The 15413-nt window shown below is 70.9% G+C and carries 16 protein-coding genes; 9 read left to right on the top strand and 7 right to left on the bottom strand.

Annotated features, from left to right (window positions below):
* Nucleotides 1-26: 26 nt before the first annotated feature.
* Nucleotides 27-2042 carry a phosphocholine-specific phospholipase C gene (locus ACQP2X_RS06815; protein WP_498695141.1) on the top strand — a complete coding sequence of 672 codons (2016 nt, stop codon included), beginning with the start codon at nt 27-29 and terminating at the stop codon, nt 2040-2042.
* Here ACQP2X_RS06815 and ptsP read toward each other — a convergent pair.
* The 3 genes from ptsP to dhaK are packed head-to-tail and all read right to left on the bottom strand — an operon-like array spanning nt 2039 to nt 5999.
* Complete coding sequence (gene ptsP / locus ACQP2X_RS06810) at nt 2039-4417, bottom strand: phosphoenolpyruvate--protein phosphotransferase (protein WP_498695139.1); 2379 nt, start codon at nt 4415-4417, stop codon at nt 2039-2041. The genes ACQP2X_RS06815 and ptsP overlap by 4 nt on opposite strands.
* Complete coding sequence (gene dhaL, locus ACQP2X_RS06805) at nt 4417-4992, bottom strand: dihydroxyacetone kinase subunit DhaL (protein WP_498695137.1); 576 nt, start codon at nt 4990-4992, stop codon at nt 4417-4419. The genes ptsP and dhaL overlap by 1 nt, the downstream gene beginning before the upstream one ends.
* Nucleotides 4993-4997: 5 nt before the next feature.
* A complete protein-coding gene (gene dhaK / locus ACQP2X_RS06800; RefSeq protein ID WP_498695136.1) occupies nt 4998-5999 on the bottom strand; it encodes a dihydroxyacetone kinase subunit DhaK in 1002 nt (333 codons plus the stop codon).
* 253 nt (nt 6000-6252) lie between these two features.
* On the opposite strand from dhaK, the gene ACQP2X_RS06795 reads away from it, so the two are divergent.
* Nucleotides 6253-6861, top strand: coding sequence for a hypothetical protein (locus ACQP2X_RS06795; protein ID WP_498695133.1), 609 nt, complete (start codon nt 6253-6255; stop codon nt 6859-6861).
* Here ACQP2X_RS06795 and ACQP2X_RS06790 read toward each other — a convergent pair.
* Nucleotides 6840-7412, bottom strand: a complete 573-nt coding sequence (locus ACQP2X_RS06790) for a DUF3455 domain-containing protein (protein WP_498695131.1) — start codon at nt 7410-7412, stop codon at nt 6840-6842. The genes ACQP2X_RS06795 and ACQP2X_RS06790 overlap by 22 nt on opposite strands.
* A 141-nt stretch (nt 7413-7553) precedes the next feature.
* Between ACQP2X_RS06790 and ACQP2X_RS06785 the strand changes: the two genes are divergently transcribed.
* Together ACQP2X_RS06785 and ACQP2X_RS06780 are read left to right on the top strand one after the other, a co-directional pair.
* Entirely contained in the window at nt 7554-7943 is a 390-nt protein-coding gene (locus tag ACQP2X_RS06785) for a hypothetical protein (RefSeq protein WP_498695128.1), read from the top strand.
* On the top strand, nt 7877-8173 hold the full coding sequence (locus ACQP2X_RS06780) for a hypothetical protein (RefSeq protein WP_498695125.1): 297 nt from the start codon (nt 7877-7879) through the stop codon (nt 8171-8173). Before ACQP2X_RS06785 ends, ACQP2X_RS06780 begins: the two co-directional genes overlap by 67 nt.
* Here the strand turns inward: ACQP2X_RS06780 and ACQP2X_RS06775 are convergent, their stop codons facing one another.
* Nucleotides 8174-9043, bottom strand: a complete 870-nt coding sequence (locus tag ACQP2X_RS06775; protein ID WP_498695124.1) for a DMT family transporter — start codon at nt 9041-9043, stop codon at nt 8174-8176.
* 110 nt (nt 9044-9153) lie between these two features.
* On the opposite strand from ACQP2X_RS06775, the gene ACQP2X_RS06770 reads away from it, so the two are divergent.
* Both ACQP2X_RS06770 and serA read left to right on the top strand, forming a co-directional pair.
* Nucleotides 9154-10068 (top strand): aminoglycoside phosphotransferase family protein, encoded by a 915-nt coding sequence (locus ACQP2X_RS06770; protein WP_498695123.1) that lies wholly within the window; start codon nt 9154-9156, stop codon nt 10066-10068.
* A 158-nt stretch (nt 10069-10226) separates the two neighbouring features.
* Nucleotides 10227-11456 carry a phosphoglycerate dehydrogenase gene (gene serA / locus ACQP2X_RS06765; protein ID WP_498695120.1) on the top strand — a complete coding sequence of 410 codons (1230 nt, stop codon included), beginning with the start codon at nt 10227-10229 and terminating at the stop codon, nt 11454-11456.
* 33 nt (nt 11457-11489) lie between these two features.
* Here the strand turns inward: serA and ACQP2X_RS06760 are convergent, their stop codons facing one another.
* Nucleotides 11490-12743: a hypothetical protein gene (locus ACQP2X_RS06760; protein WP_498695119.1), complete on the bottom strand. Its 1254-nt coding sequence runs from the start codon at nt 12741-12743 to the stop codon at nt 11490-11492.
* A 156-nt stretch (nt 12744-12899) separates the two neighbouring features.
* The gene (locus tag ACQP2X_RS06755) at nt 12900-13556 is read right to left on the bottom strand and encodes a response regulator (protein ID WP_097319777.1); all 657 of its coding nucleotides are present in this window, start codon (nt 13554-13556) and stop codon (nt 12900-12902) included.
* Nucleotides 13557-13777: 221 nt separating this feature from the next.
* Between ACQP2X_RS06755 and ACQP2X_RS06750 the strand changes: the two genes are divergently transcribed.
* The 3 genes from ACQP2X_RS06750 (at nt 13778) to ACQP2X_RS06740 (ending at nt 15407) form a co-directional block, all read left to right on the top strand.
* The gene (locus tag ACQP2X_RS06750; protein ID WP_498695118.1) at nt 13778-14245 is read left to right on the top strand and encodes a hypothetical protein; all 468 of its coding nucleotides are present in this window, start codon (nt 13778-13780) and stop codon (nt 14243-14245) included.
* Nucleotides 14242-14841 carry a class I SAM-dependent methyltransferase gene (locus ACQP2X_RS06745; RefSeq protein ID WP_498695117.1) on the top strand — a complete coding sequence of 200 codons (600 nt, stop codon included), beginning with the start codon at nt 14242-14244 and terminating at the stop codon, nt 14839-14841. Before ACQP2X_RS06750 ends, ACQP2X_RS06745 begins: the two co-directional genes overlap by 4 nt.
* Nucleotides 14842-14936: 95 nt before the next feature.
* The gene (locus tag ACQP2X_RS06740; RefSeq protein ID WP_498695116.1) at nt 14937-15407 is read left to right on the top strand and encodes a MarR family winged helix-turn-helix transcriptional regulator; all 471 of its coding nucleotides are present in this window, start codon (nt 14937-14939) and stop codon (nt 15405-15407) included.
* Nucleotides 15408-15413 lie beyond the last annotated feature (6 nt).

Genomic DNA, 15413 nt, shown 5'->3' with positions numbered 1-15413 from the left:
CAACTTCGGAAGTTAGCTTGCGGCGCATGGCGAATGTGGATCGGCGCACTTTCCTGCAGATGCTGGGCATTCCCGCGGTCGCCTCGGCGATGCCGTCGGGCCTCGAGAAGGCCCTGGCCATCCCCGCGGACAACCGCACCGGAACCCTCCAGGACATCGAGCATGTCATCTTCCTGATGCAGGAGAACAGATCGTTCGACCACTACTTCGGGACGATGCGAGGGGTACGGGGTTTCGCCGATCCCCATCCGGTGCGGCGGGCCGACGGCAAGTCGGTCTGGCACCAGCGTGACGGCGACCGCGACCTGCTGCCGTTCCGGCCCGAGGTGCCGGATGTGGGCGCGATGTTCCTGCCCGACCCGCCGCACGGCTGGAACGACACGCACGCCGCCTGGAACGGCGGCCGCCACGACCGGTTCGTGCCGAACAAGGGCGTGCAGACCATGACCCATCACGTCCGGGCCGACCTGCCGTACCACTTCGCGCTGGCCGACGCTTTCACGGTGTGCGACAACTACTTCTGCTCGCTGCTGGGCTCGACCGACCCCAACCGCTATCACATGTGGACCGGCTGGGTCGGCAACGACGGAAAGGGCGGCGGCCCGGTCGTCGACAACGCCGAGGCCGGGTACGACTGGTCCACCTATCCGGAGCGGCTGGAACGCGCCGGTGTCTCGTGGAAGATCTATCAGGACACCGGCATCGGGCTGACCGCGGCCGGGTCGTGGGGCTGGACGAACGACCCGTTCATCGGCAACTACGGCGACAACTCGCTGCTCTACTTCCACCAGTACCAGAACGCCGCGCCCGGCAGCCCGCTGGCGGCCAGGGCGAAGACCGGCACCGAGGTCGCCCAGCTCGGCCGCGACCCGGAGAAGCTGCTCACCGACTTCCGCGACGACGTCGAGAACGGCCGGCTGCCCAAGGTGAGCTGGATCGTCGCGCCCGAGGCGTACACCGAGCACCCGAACTGGGGACCGCACTACGGCGAGTGGTACGTCTCCCGCGTCATCGACATCCTGGCCGACAACCCGCAGGTGTGGAGCCGGATGGCCCTGATCGTTACCTACGACGAGGAGGGCGGCTTCTTCGACCACCTGGTGCCGCCGACGCCGGGCGAGTCGACCGTGCCGACCACCAACGAGATCTTCCCGGGCAGCGCCAACCACCCGGCCGGGCCGTACGGTCTGGGCATCCGCGTCCCCACGATCGTGGTCTCGCCGTGGACCCGCGGCGGCTGGGTCAATTCGCAGCTGTTCGACCACACGTCGCTGATCCGGTTCCTGGAGAAGCGGTTCGGCCTGGTCGAAACCAACATCACCCCGTGGCGGCGGGCCGTGGCGGGCGACCTGACCAGCGCGTTCGACTTCAAGAACCCGAACCGGCGGCTGCCGTCGCTGCCGGGCACGGCCGATTTCAAGCCGACCGAGCTGACCCGCCGCCCCGACGAGGACCCGGTGCCGCCGGCCGATCCGGAGCTGCCGTCGCAGGAGCACGGCGTACGGCCGGCTCGCGCGCTCCCCTACCGGCTGCACGCGGACGGCAAGGCCGCCGAGGACGGTTTCGCGATCGACTTTCGCAACACCGGGCGCGCGACGGCGGTCTTCCACGTTCACTCGGCCGATGCCGCGGTGGCGCCACGGACGTACACGGTCGAGCCTGGAAAGAAGTTGACCGGCGCCTGGACCGGCGCGCCGGACCTGGAGGTGCGCGGACCGAACGGCTTCTTCCGCCGCTTCCAGGGCACGTCCCCGGTCGAGGTGCGGGCGAGCTGCGACGACCATCGCCAGACGGTCACGCTGGAGATCCGCAATCACGGCGCCGGGCGGGCCGAGGTGACCATCACGGACCGCTACACCCACAAGGCAGAGCGGTTCGGCGTACGTCCCGGAGCGAGCCGGACCTACGAGCGTCCGTCCGCTCGCACGCGTGGCTGGTACGACCTGACCGTGACCGGCGCCGGCTTCGAACGCCGCTACGCCGGCCACTTGGAGAACGGCGAGGAGAGCATCAGCGACCCCGGCATGGGCGGCCTGGTCTAAACCCCGCGGACGGCCTGCTTGACGAGCGGGATCAGGGCGGGCGCCACGCTCAGCTGGCGGACGCCGGAGGCGAGCAGGCGCGGCACGGCCTGCTCGTCGGCGGCCAGCTCACCGCAGACCGCGACCGTGACCCGGTCACCGGCGGCCCGGCCCACCTCGTCGATGAGCAGGGCCACGGCCGGGTCGAGGCCGGACGCGAGGGACGTGAGCGCGGCGTTACCGCGCTCGGCGGCCAGCGTGTACTGCGTCAGGTCGTTGGTGCCGACGCTGAAGAAGTCGACGTACGGGGTGAACTCGGCCGCCCGCAACGCGGCGGCGGGAACCTCGACCATCATGCCCACCCGCAGCCCGGCGGGCCGGCCGGGACCGGTGCGGGCGATGGCCTCGTCGAGCATGACCCGGGCCCGGCGGAGCTCGTCCACGGTGGTGACCATCGGGAACATCACGCTGACCGGGGCTTCGCGCGCGACCTGGGCGATCGCCAGGAGCTGCTCGGCGAAGACCGCCGGATGCGCCAGGGAAAGGCGCAGACCTCGTACGCCCAGGAAGGGGTTGGCCTCCGCCGCCGCCGGCAGATAGGGCAGGGGCTTGTCGCTGCCGGCGTCGAGCGTGCGCAGCGTGACGCGGCGGCCGTCGAGGGCCTCGCTGATGGCGCGATAGAGGGTGGACTGTTCATCCACATCGGGCGCCTCGGTGCGGTCGAGGAACAGAAATTCGGTGCGGACGAGGCCGGCCAGGTCGGCGCCGTTGGCCGCGGCGGCACGAGCCTCCTCGACCGAGCCGATGTTCGCCCCGACGGCGATCGGCACGCCGCCGGTCGTCACGGCGGGCTCGGTGGCGCGGGAGGAGGCGGCTTTCCGCTGTGTGGCCTGGTGGTCGGCGCGGGCGCGGAACGAAGCGAGCACGACTTCGGAGGGTGCGACCACGACCTCGCCGGAGCCGCCGTCGAGAGCGATGGGGGTGCCGTCGGGGATGTCGAGGACCTGAGGGCCGGCGCCGACGACGGCGGGGATGCCGCGGGTGCGGGTGAGGATCGCGGCGTGCGAGGTGGGGCTGCCCTCGGCCAGGAGGACGCCGGAGGTGTGTGCGGGGTCGAGGGTGGCCGCCTCGGCGGGAGTGAGGTCGGCGGCGATCAGGATGCCGTCGGCGGACGGGGTGGCGGCGGGGGCACCGAGGAGCAGGCGCAGGACCTGGTGGCCGATGGCGCGGACGTCGGCGGCGCGGCCGCGCAGATAAGGGTCGGTGAGGGCGTCGAAGTCGGCGGCGACGGCGTCCACGGCGGCCTGCCAGGCCTGGGGTGCGGGGTGGCCCTGGTCGATCCGCGTGCGGGCGGCGGGGAGGAGGTCGTCGAGCAGCAGGAGGTGAGCGTCGAAGATGGGGTCGGGGATGCTTGCGATGTCGCGGCGGGCCGCGTCGAGCGCCTGGTCGAGCCGCTGCCGTTCGGGCTCCGGCCCTAGTGACGGCACGTCGGGCACGTCGAGGGGCGTCACACGCAGACGGGACGCTGGTCCGATGGCCACGCCCGGAGAAGCCGCCGCAGCCGCCACCCCCGCCCTCCCTGGGGGGCCCCCACCTGCACCATTATCCCGCCCGGAGCCAAGATCGTGCCGCTCCCCTGTGGACAACGGGAGATCTGTGGACAACCGAGAGCCCGCCTCGCCGGACGTGCTATGCAGTCCGGCCACCGCCGCAACCCGTTCGACCGCCTCCCGCGCCTGCCGACCCGACGCCCGCACCTCCACCTCGTGCCCTTGCAGAACCCCGAGCGTGGCCACCTTGGACAAACTGGACGCCGACACCCACCCCGACCCCGTTGTCGCATTCCGCAACTCGACCCGAGCATCGAACGACCGCGCCGCGGCCACCACCTGCGCGGCCGGCCGCGCGTGCAACCCGTGCGGATCGTTCACCTCGACCCGGGCCGACGGCCCACCCTCCGTACCACCAAGCAATTGATCTTGCGAGTTGACAACGCCGAGGTGGGTCTCTTTGCCCGCCAGCCCCGCGACGGCCTCGGCCGCCACCTCCTCGCGCCCGGCCCCCGAGGCCGCCGCGACCGCCGCCGCCACCAGCCCTTCGACCAGCGGTCCCGGGCACAGCACCACCCGCTCCCGAAGCGAGTCGTCGAGCAGTTCCAGCGCCGTCTCCGCCGACAGCACCGCGCTGCCCAGATCCATCAGCACGACGACGCCGTCGCCGTCGTCGGCCGCGACCACCGCCTCCATGATCGCGACCGCGTCCGTCCCGAACGTCGACTCGTCGAGCCCCGCCGCTGTCTCCACGCGAAGCGGCCGCCCCTTCGTCATCTCCGTGGCCAGGGCGACCGCGGCCCGGGCCAGGGGGCGGCTGTGGCACACCGCCACCAGGCCCACCATCAGGAGTCCAGCGCCTTCACCAGCAATGTCACCGACGTCGCCCCCGGATCGGCGTGTCCGGCGCTGCGCTCACCCAGATAGCTGGCCCGGCCCTTGCGCGCGACCATCGGGATCGTCGCGTCCCGTCCCTGTTCGGCCGCCCGGATCGCGTCCGGCAGACTGCCGCCGCCCTCCAGCGCCTCGACCGCCGGCCGGAGCGCGTCGACCATGGTCTTGTCGCCCGGCTCGGCCTTGCCCCGGGCGAGCACGCCGTCGAGCCCGGCCCGCAAGATCTTGTCGAGCTCCACCGAGTCGCCGGCCGCCGCGGCCATCCGCAGGAACGCCGTCCCGTAGAGGGGACCGCTCGCACCGCCGACCTTGCTGATCAGGGTCATGCCGACCTTTTTGAGCAGGGCCGACGGCGTCTCCGGCGGCTCCGCGTCCAATGCCGACACCACCGCCGTGAGGCCCCGGTCCATGTTCACGCCGTGGTCGCCGTCGCCGATGGCCGAGTCGAGGTCGGTGAGCAGTTCCTTGTTCTCCGCGATCAGCCTCGCGAACTCGCGGATCCACGCGGTGAGCGCTGCCGTGTCCACCGGCCTCAGACTCCGCGCCGCAGGGCCGGCGTGTTCACCGGCGCGTCCCACAATCGCAGGATCTCGTCGTCCGCCTTGAGCAGCGTGACCGAGCAGCCCGCCATGTCGAGGCTGGTGATGTACGGCCCCACGAGCGACCGCGCCACCGGAATGCCGGCCTTGGCGAGCAGTTGCGACACCTCGTTGAACATGACGTACAGCTCGATCAGCGGCGTTGCTCCCATGCCGTTCACGAACACGATGGCGCCGTCGCCGCCGGTGTAGTCGAAGTCGGACAGGATCGGGCTGACCAGCATCTCGGCGATCTCGTGGGCCGGCGCGACCGGCACGCGGCGGCGGCCGGGCTCGCCGTGGATGCCGATGCCGACCTCCATCTGGTCCTCGGGCAGGTCGAAGGTCGGCTTGCCGGCCGCCGGCACGGTGCACGAGGTCAGGGCCAGACCCATGCTTCGGGAGTACGCGTTGACCCGGCGCGCCACCTCGGCCACCTCGCCCAGGGGCCGGCCTTCCTCGGCGGCCGCTCCGGCGACCTTTTCGAGCAGCACGGTGGCCCCGACGCCGCGGCGCCCGGCCGTGTAGAGGCTGTCCTGCACGGCCACGTCGTCGTCGACGACCACCGCGACGACCTCGGTGCCGCTGTCGGCCGCGACCATCTCGGCCGCGAGCTCGAAGTTCATGACGTCGCCGGTGTAGTTCTTGACGATGTGCAGCACCCCGGCGCCGCCGTCGACGGCCTGGGTGGCCGCCACCATCTGGTCGGGCACCGGCGACGTGAAGACCTCGCCGGCGCAGGCCGCGTCGAGCATGCCCGGTCCGACGAATCCGCCGTGCAGCGGCTCGTGCCCGGATCCGCCGCCCGAGACCAGGCCGACCTTGCCGCGCACGGGCGCGTCGCCGCGCACGATGATCCGGTTCTCGTGGTCGACGCGCAGCTCCGGATGGGCGGCGGCGATGCCGCGGAGGGCGTCGGCGATGACGTTCGAGGGGTCGTTGATGAGCTTCTTCATGGTGGCTCCTCACCGCTGAGGGAGAACGACCTGCCGTCCTCAAGCTACGCCCGATCATCGGCCGATTACGAGCCGTCAGTTTCGCGATCTGCAACATGGCAGAGTGACAGCTAGCGGACAGCTTGGTGGCATGTTCTACTGGAGGTAAGGGCAAAAGGGACAGCACCACCATGAAGCCGCGATCTTGCTGACTGCTGAGGGGCACCAGCGAGGTGGCGGCCTTTTGGTCTCTTCAGAGATTCGAGGTGGTCACATGGAAGTCACCGCATACATCGCGCTCGGCTCCTTCGCGGTCGCCGCCGCGAGCCTCCTGTCCACCATCCTCGACCGGCGCAAGGACCGGCATCGCAGAATCGCCGTCGAGGTGGAGGAGGTCAAGCTTCAACCCGAGATCGCCGGCTTCAAGAACGGCAAGATCGGTTTGACGTACGACGGCAGCCCTCTCCTGTCGCCGAGGTTCCACGTCGTCCGGGCCACCAACACGGGCCGGGCCAGCCTCCGCAAGTCGGACATCGAGCGGCCCCTGACCGTCCGCGTCCCGGACGGGCGCATCATCCAGGCCGAGATCGGCTTCCTCGACCATCCGCAGTCGGGACCGGATTTCTTCGAGGGGGTCGTCGTCTCCGCCTCGGGCCGCGAGATCCAGGCCCCGAAGACGCTGCTCAACCACGGCAACGCCATTCAGTTCAACTTCATCACCGTCGGCAGCACAGCGTCACCGCGGGTGAGCCTGCACGCGACCGACTTCAAAGTAGTGCCCAAAGTGGAGCGGCCGACGAACGCGACCTGGGTGGTCGCGCTCGTCTTCACCGCCATCGGGATCGTGCTCGCCCTGGTTTCTCAGTTCGTCCAGAAGACATAGACAGCGCCGTACGGCACCGCCTTCTTCGCCCCGTCGACGCAGGTGCCGGCCGGCGCGGTCCCGCCCGAGGTGAGCAGCCGGCTGATGTAGGTGGACCGGCTCAGCACGCCCGCGCCCGACTTCTCGGTCACCTTGAGCAGCAGCTCCGGGATGGTGCCGGTCCGCGGGCTCTCGGCCTCCTTGGCCGCCTTGACCAGCGAGCCGTCCCGCGTCGACTGCCAGCTCGGCCCGGCGAAGTGGTGCACACGCCCACCCGTGCCGATCAGCTGCGCCTCGGGCACGGACGCCCCCGCGAACGACCCGTTGGCGCAGGTGTAGGTCTGCGTGCCGGAGGCGACGACGTACGCCCCGATCGGCTTGCTGCCCTTGGGCGGCTTGATGGCCGCCGGAATACCCGGTATCGACACGGCCCGCCCGTCCGGCGCGGTCACCGCCACAGCCGACTGCTCGGCCGCGGACGCGTTGAAGGTCACCGCGCCGACCCCCGCGACCACGGCCACCATCCCCACCCCAGCGGCGGCACGGACCCGGGAACGCTTCGACTTGAACATGAAAACTCCTCGCTTGGGGGCGTGAGCGTCGCCCCGTCAAGCAGGAGCACGAGCCGCGACCTCCGATCGGATCTAGATCACCGTCGATGTCGCCCTTTCGTCCACTCACGATGGACGAACGGACCACCTACTCTGCATCGCATGCTCTCCGATCGCGATGGGCCGGCCGTGAGCCACGCCTACGGGCCGGCCACCGACCTGCCCGACGTGCTGTGGGCGTTGCGCTCCGAGGAGGAGCAGCACCGAGCCGAGGCCGTGTGGCGGTTCCGGGCCAAGGTGCTGCACCAGGGCTCGCTCTACCCGGCGGGCGCCGCCGCGGCGCCCTTCCTGATCGAGTTGCTCGCCGACGCCGACGCGCCGGACCGCACCTTGGGGCACGAGCTGCTGGCCGGCCTCATGACCGCGGAGGCGATGGGCTGGCTGGACCGTCCCCGCCCGCACCGGCGCGGCCCATGGTGGTGCCGGTGTCCTCCGTGCCGGGCCTCGCCGCCATGCTGGTCGACCGGCTGGCGGCCGGCGGCGAGGACCTGAACCGCTTCTACTACGCCGTGACTTTGCTGTTCAGCCTGGTCTTCCCGGACGGCCCTCTGCCCGAGGACGCCTCGCCGGCCGATCTTTCCCCGCAGCAGTACGCCGCGGCCCACGTCGTTCTGCACAGCGGCGCCATGGAGCACCCCTCCATTTCGGGCCTGCTCCGGGAGTGCAACCTTCCCGGCGACGAAGCCACCCTGCGCTCGTGGTGCCCGCATCCACCGGACTGATCAGTGTGTGGCCGGCTTGGACAGCTCGTCCGGGGTCGCGGGGGCGGGCTGGGCGCTGGGCGGGGCGGCCGTACGGCGGGCCAGGCCGATGACGCCGGCCGTCATGACGAGGGCGGCCACGGCGACCACGACGGCGCCGGTGGCGCCGAAGCGGAAGCTCTCGTCGAAGACGATGACGCCGGCGATGGCGGCCACGATCGGGTTGGAGACGCTGACCGTGGCCAACGGGGCGGCCAGGCCGGCGCCCCGGTAGGAGAACTGTCCCAGCAGATATCCGCCCACGGCGAAGAGCAGGACCATGGCCAGGATGAACGGCGACACCGACGCGAAACCGTCGCCGGTCACCGTGCCGATCACGGCCTTGGACAGCACCGACGAGATGCCGAAGGCCGTGCCGGCCGCGGCGGCCAGCAGGACGCCGCGCATGCGGGGGCCGCAGCGCCAGGCGATGAGCGCCAGCGCACCGACGGCGCCGACCGTGATCAGGGAGATCTCCCGGCCCTCGGCGGTCGTGAGCACGGCCGGCTTTCCGGACTCGACCGACAGGGACATGATCACGGCCAGGCCGGCCACCGTCAGCAGGGCGTCGGCCCAGGCGGCGGCGCTGATCTTCGCGCCGTAGCGGACGCGGGCGATGGGCAGGGCGAACAACAGGGTCAGCGTGCCGAGAGCCTGCACCACAGCGACCGTGCCGAAGTCGAGCGCGATCACATGCAGCGCCACACCCCCGCCGGTGAGCAGCAGGGCGGCGGCCCAGCGGGACAGGCCGCGCTGGCCGTGCTCGGCCAGGCGCTCCTGGGCCACCGCCGCGGCCGCGTAGCTGGCGGCGGACAGCACCGACAGGACGACCGCCCACCCCAGCGAAGCCACGATTCGAGTCTGCCAGAACTTCGCGCCCACAAGTCCGACAAACATCGTGTAAACGGACGGCGGGGAAATGGGGTCGCCGCGTTCGGAGGCGAGCTGCCACGATCAGGACCATGGTGTCGGCGACGGGGAAAAGGATTACGTGGCCCGAGCTGCCCGCGGCGGTTCGGGAGCGGATCGAGCGGATCATCGGTGGCGGAGCCGTGGTCACGGCCGTTTCCCAGCCGGGCGGCTTCTCGCCGGGCAGCGCCGACCGGGTGGTCACCGAGTCCGGGCGCCGCGCTTTCGTCAAGGCCGTCACGCCGGCCGTCAACGCGCGCTCGGCCGAGCTGGCGCGCGACGAGATGCGCATCACAGCGCTGCTCCCGGAGCAGGTCCCGGCGCCCCGCTTGATCGACGGGTTCGACGACGGCGAGTGGGTCGTCCTCGTTCTTGAGGACGTGGAGGGCGCCCACCCTCGTACGCCCTGGGTCGAAAGCGAGATCGACGCGGCCGTGACGGCCCTCGCCGAGCTGGACCACGCTCTCACGCCGGCGCCTCCGGGTCTGCGCAACGCGGGCGATCTGTTCGCCGAGGACTTCGCCGGGTGGGACCGGGTGGCCGCCGATCCGCCCGCCGACCTCGACCCGTGGGAGCGGGATCATCTGCCCGAGTTGCGGGCCGCCGCCGCGCGGACCGTCGGCCGGCTGCGCACCGGGGAAACCGTCGCGCATTGCGACATCCGGGCCGACAACATGATCGTCCGCCCAGACGGCCGCGTGGTCATCGTGGACTGGCCGTGGGCCGCGGTCGGCCCGCGGTGGTGGAACAGCGTCGACCTCGCGGCGAACGTCTGGGTGCACGGCGGCGATCCCGAACGGGTGATCGAGGGTATCGACCGGCGGATCGTGACGGACGCCTTCGCCGCCCTCGCCGGCATGTTCCGCGACATCTGCCGGCAGCCTCCGCCGCCCGGCATTCCGACCGTGCGGGCCTTCCAGCGGTGGCAGGCCGACGAGCTCCGGCGCTGGTTGACGGCCGAAATGTGAACCGATGAAAGGTCACCTCCGTATCTGTGCGCGCCGGAACGGCGAGGCGCAACCAACAGATGGGAGGTCGAGCACACCCGCCCGGGCGGGTCATTCCAGGGCTATAGGCTGGGAAGTCGGGCTTCGGCGTGGCGGCCCGGACGGCCCCCAACTTCCTCATGGAACGGAACACGATGATCGACGAGGCCAAGGTGCGAGTCCTACTACTGGAGAGCATCCATCCCGACGCGGTGACCCGGCTCGAGTCCGAGGGATACGTCGTCGAGTCCGTCCGCAACGCCCTCGACGAGTCCGAGCTGATCGAGCGCATCCGCGGGGTGCACCTGCTGGGCATCCGGTCCAAGACCAGGGTCACGGCCAAGGCCCTCGAGGCGGCCGACAAGCTCGTCGCGATCGGCGCCTTCTGCATCGGCACCGACCAGATCGACCTGCCCGTCGCGTCGGCCAACGGCGTCGCGGTCTTCAACGCCCCGTTCTCCAACACGCGCTCGGTCGTCGAGCTGGCCATCGCCGAGATCATCTCGATGACGCGGCGGCTCACCGAGAAGAACGCGCTCATGCACCAGGGCGTGTGGGACAAGTCGGCCGACGGCGCCCACGAGATCCGTGGCCGCCGCCTCGGCATCGTCGGCTACGGCAACATCGGCACCCAGCTCTCGGTGCTGGCCGAGAACCTCGGCATGCACGTGTCGTTCTACGACACCGCCGACAAGCTGGCGCTGAGCAACGCGCACCGCTGCGCCTCGATCGAGGAGCTGCTGGAGACCAGCGACATCGTCACGATCCACGTCGACGGCCGCCCCGGCAACGCCGGCTTCTTCGGCGCCGAGCAGTTCAAGCGGATGCGCGAGGGCGCGCTGTTCCTCAACCTCTCGCGCGGCATCGTGGTCGACCACGTCGCCCTGCGCGAGGCCCTGGAGAGCGGTCACCTCGCCGGCGCCGCGGTCGACGTCTTCCCGACCGAGCCCAAGGGCCGTGGCGACGAGTTCGTCTCCGAGCTGCGCGGCCTGCCCAACGTCATCCTCACCCCGCACATCGGCGGGTCGACCGAGGAGGCGCAGTCCGACATCGGCGCCTTCGTGGCCAACAAGCTGGCCACCTTCGTCGAGGAGGGCAACACCACCCTCAGTGTGAACCTCCCCGGAGTCGCGCTGCCCGAGCAGGCCGGGCAGAGCCGCATCGGGCACGTCCACGTCAACACGCCCGGCGTGCTGGCCCAGGTGAACAGCATCCTGGCCGAGCACAAGGTGAACGTCGAGGGCCAGCTGCTGAGCACCCGCGGCGAGTACGGCTATCTCATCACCGACATCAGCGGTGACTTCAGCGACGAGGTGCTCGACCGGCTGCGGGCCATGGAGCAGACCGTACGGCTGCGCGTTCTTTCCTGAGTTCACCGGGAGGGCCCACGGGCCCTCCCGGTCTCAGGCGCTGGCCACCGTCAGTGTCGTGATCGGGGCGCCCGCGCCCACGTCGTAGCGGTTCGGCACCGCCCAGTCCTTCGGGGTGAGCGTGGAACCCGCGGCGACGTCCTTGAGCGTCCGCGTCCCGGCCACCACGGTCTGCGCCCCGCCGCCGACCTTGACCCGCACGGGGCTGTCGGCCGGCGACTTCAGCGCCAGTTTCTCCACCGCGCCATTGATCTTGATCGGCACCGTGCCCGATGGACGGGACAGGGTGACCTGGGCGGTGCGCATGCCGCCCACCATCTCGAGGCCGCTGATCTGGCCGCCGCTGAGGTTGATGACCTGCTCCTCGGCGTAGCCGGAGAACCGCAGCTGCCAGTTCACCTTCGCCGCCAGCACCACGTCGATCTCGCCGCCGGTGCCGTCGCCGTCGCGCGTCACCTGGAGCTTCACGTCGTCGTCGCGCACGATCGGGCTGGGCAGGATGCCCGCGTCCTCCGGAGTGGAGATGCGGTAGAGGTCGTCGCCGAGCTCACCGATCGACACGTTGACCTTGTTGGTCGCGGCGAGCAGCTCGAAGCTGGCCTTCGTCCGGTTGTCGAGCGGGGCGACGGCCGTGCGCTTGCCGTTCTCGCCGGCGCCGAGCTGGAGCACGGAGTCGAGGTCGTCGTCGGAGCCGGTGAAGTAGACGACGCCGACGATGCTGCCCGCAACCAGCACGATCAGGCTCATGAGAACGATGCCGACCGTGACGCCCCGGGACTGACGCGGCGCGGCGGGCGGCACCGCCGACGACGCCGGACGGGGCGCGCCGGTCGGCTGGTCACGCGAGGCGGTGTCCCACGAGCCGGCATCGCGCGAGGCCGTGTCCCACGAGCCGGCGTCGCGTGAGTCGGTATCGCGCGAGCTGATGTCCGGGAAGCCTGTCTGCGGAAGAACCGTGTCCGAAATGTTCAGTCGGCGCTCGGCGGTGTCACCCATCCGGCGAACCGGAAGCTCGACCGCGATCGGCGCCGGCTCGGGCTCGGGCTCACGGCCCACCGGTGCCGGCGACGTCGGCGTGGCCGGATGGCGCACCGGCGAGATCGGCCCGTCGGTGAATCCGAACGAGACCCGGCTCGTGGTCTCCTCGGCCGCCGCCGGCAGGCTCCGGGGCTCCTCGGTCTGCATGCTGCCGTTGAACCAGGACGGCTCGTTCGCCTCCGGCCGCGCCGGCGGCCGCCGGTAGATGGTGTCTCGACTCCCCAGGCCGGGCGCCGACGGCTCGGCCACCGCCACATCGGACGGTGCCCCGCCAGCCGCTGCTCGGTCAGCTGCTGCTCGGTCCACGCGAATCCTTCCCCTGACGCCGCCATCAACAGCGGCACCCCAGCAACAGGTACGGATTTCACGTCTTCCCGGATGAGTACCGGCGAGAACTACTTAGCGTTACGGCCGGCCGGGACGGACCAGGCCACGCCTGGTGGCGATCGCAACCGCCTCGAGCTGGCTGTGCGCGCCCAATTTGGCCAGCACCGCCTTCACGTAGCCGCGGCACGTGTGCAGGCTGATGCCGAGCCGCCGGGCGATGGCCCGCGCGTCGAGACCGGCCGCCATGAGCTGGAGCACCTCGTCCTCACGCGCGGTGAGCCCGCCGCCGCGCGGGCCGACGACCGGGCTGGTGCTGCGCAGCAGCCGGGCCAGGATGTCGGTGGAGACGGTCATGCCGCCGCCGTGCGCCGTACGCAAAGCGTTCAGCACGTCACCGAGCGCCCCGTTCTTGGACAGGAAGCCGGCCGCGCCGGCCGCCGTGGCCCGGCCGACGAGGGCCTGCTCCTCGGAGGCAGTGAGGATCACCACACGTGTGTCCGGCTGGCGCACGCGGAGCAGTTCCGCGATGGCAATACCGTCCGCATCGGACAAATCGGGGTCGAGCAGGATCACGTTCGGCTTGAGCTCCGCCGCCAGCCGCAGCGCCTCGGCCCCCGTCAGCGCGTGACCCACGTACTGGAGGTCGGGCTGCCCGGCCAGGGCATGTCCCAGCAGCTCGGCGAACGTCTGGTGGCCGTCGACGACGAGAACGCTGATCGCATCGCCGTTAGTCATGCGCCACCTTTCTCTCAACCGGACCCGTGGAAGTCTAAGGAGTACCAGGTCTCATCTTTGCCCTACCAATAGACGGGGGCGGCACCGGGCCGGATCCGTTCCACCGGTACGCCCGATGATCGGTTGAGGCCAAGCGGCCGTGATCACCAGTCTTTCGGGTGATTCGACCCCCCGCATTGGGGCTTGCCGCTCTGGCTTCCTCACTTGCAAAGTTCCGAAACATGTTCGACATCCAGCTTTTCGGCCGCGTCGAGGTCCGGACCAGAGGGATCCTCCTGGTCGGTCCCGATTTCGGCGGAGACCGCCCTCGCCACCTGCTAGCCCTGCTCGCGTTGCGGGGTCCGCAGTCGACGGCCGAGCTGGCGGAGACGCTGGAAGAAAAGAAGAAAGATGTTGAGTCGGACATGTCCGTCCTCAAGGTCGCGATCCCGGTCGTCCGCCACCATCGTGGACGGTGGTCGCTCGACCCCGACCAGGTCCGTGTCGACGTCCACCGCTTCGACGAGCTGATCGCCGCCGCCGCGGGCCGCTCGGCCGACCGCGCCGCCAAGCCGCTGACCGCGGCCGCCTTCCTGGCCACCCGGCCGCTGCTCGAGGACGAGGACGCGCCTTGGGCGGCCGAGGCCCGCGCCGAATACCGCGCGAAGCTCGTCATGGCCAGCGCCGGGAGCAGCACAATCACTGTGTGAAGGTCGCTACCACGCTGCTGCCCGTCCCGCTGGCGCCGGAGATCCGCCTGCATCTCGCCGACCGCGGGGTCGGCCTGTTCGACCTGACCGGCGGCGAGTTCCGCAGCGACGAGCCGCCGCCGTTCTGGGCCTTCGTCTGGGCCGGCGGCCAGGCCCTGGCCCGCTATCTGCTCGACCACCCGGCCGAGGTGGCCGGCCGGGCCGTGCACGACCTGGCCACCGGCAGCGGCGTCGCCGCCATCGCGGCCGCCCTGGCCGGCGCCGCCACCACCGCCGCCACCGATCTCGACCCGGCCGCCGCCGCGGCCGCCCAGCGCAACGCCGCCGCCAACGGCGTCACCCTGAGTGCGCAGCCGGCGGCGAAGACGGATCTTCTGCTGGCCGGCGACGTCTTCTACAGCCCGGCCGTCGCGCCCACGATGACCGCCACCCTGCGCGCCGCCCGCCGACAAAACACCGAGGTCCTGGTTGGGGACCCCGGCCGGGGGTACTTCCCGGAGAGGCTCTTCGAAAAAGTGGCGGAGTACGTCGTGCCCGTGCCGGCCGCCCTGGAGGAGACCGAGACGCTCGTCACAGGCGTCTGGCGCATGCGCTGATCGTCACCCTCGGTTAACGAAACCGAGATGCATTCATCAACCAACCAGTTGTAGTGTGCAAGCATCCAATCGATCCACCTCAGGACAGGTATGCCGTGGACGCGCTCCCGCAACTAGCCGAGGAACTTGTGCGGTTCCACCGACTCGCGACGCGGAGCAGGAGCATCCTCAGTGTCGGAGACCTCGGTGCGGAGTTCTCCGCGCTGATGCTGCTGTTCCCGCTGCGGCGCCAGGGGCCGATGCGTGCCACCGATCTCGCCGAGATCAAGCAGGCCGACCCTTCCACGATCAGCCGTCAGGTGGCGCAACTGGTGAAGGCGGGCCTGGCCCGCCGCGAGGCCGACCCGGTCGACGGCCGGGCGTCGCGCCTGGCCATCACCGACGCCGGTCTGTCCGCCTGCGAGCAGCTCGAGCAGGCCCGCCAGGCATGGCTCCGCGAGGCGCTCGAGGGGTGGCCGGAGGACCGGATCGCCACCTTCGCCGGCCTCTTCGAACAATTCAACAGCTCGGTCGAGGCGCTCCTGCGCAACGAGCCGGCCGCAACACCACCACGGGAGAACGCGTGAGCAACC

It is taken from the genome of Actinoplanes sp. CA-131856 (assembly GCF_050956135.1).
Classification (GTDB): Bacteria; Actinomycetota; Actinomycetes; order Mycobacteriales; family Micromonosporaceae; genus Actinoplanes.
The sequence above is the reverse complement of the archived record's forward strand: the minus strand, read 5'-3'. Positions and strand labels throughout refer to the sequence as shown.

Excerpts from the sequence above, each read along its gene's own strand:
- ACQP2X_RS06785 (WP_498695128.1), top strand. The coding sequence starts at position 7,554 with ATGCTCTCCGATCGCGATGGGCCGGCCGTGAGCCACGCCTACGGGCCG.
- ACQP2X_RS06815 (WP_498695141.1), top strand. The coding sequence starts at position 27 with ATGGCGAATGTGGATCGGCGCACTTTCCTGCAGATGCTGGGCATTCCC.
- ptsP (WP_498695139.1), bottom strand. The coding sequence starts at position 4,417 with ATGGTGGGCCTGGTGGCGGTGTGCCACAGCCGCCCCCTGGCCCGGGCC.
- ACQP2X_RS06770 (WP_498695123.1), top strand. The coding sequence starts at position 9,154 with ATGGTGTCGGCGACGGGGAAAAGGATTACGTGGCCCGAGCTGCCCGCG.
- ACQP2X_RS06790 (WP_498695131.1), bottom strand. The coding sequence starts at position 7,412 with ATGTTCAAGTCGAAGCGTTCCCGGGTCCGTGCCGCCGCTGGGGTGGGG.
- ACQP2X_RS06755 (WP_097319777.1), bottom strand. The coding sequence starts at position 13,556 with ATGACTAACGGCGATGCGATCAGCGTTCTCGTCGTCGACGGCCACCAG.
- ACQP2X_RS06750 (WP_498695118.1), top strand. The coding sequence starts at position 13,778 with ATGTTCGACATCCAGCTTTTCGGCCGCGTCGAGGTCCGGACCAGAGGG.
- ACQP2X_RS06795 (WP_498695133.1), top strand. The coding sequence starts at position 6,253 with ATGGAAGTCACCGCATACATCGCGCTCGGCTCCTTCGCGGTCGCCGCC.
- serA (WP_498695120.1), top strand. The coding sequence starts at position 10,227 with ATGGAACGGAACACGATGATCGACGAGGCCAAGGTGCGAGTCCTACTA.
- dhaK (WP_498695136.1), bottom strand. The coding sequence starts at position 5,999 with ATGAAGAAGCTCATCAACGACCCCTCGAACGTCATCGCCGACGCCCTC.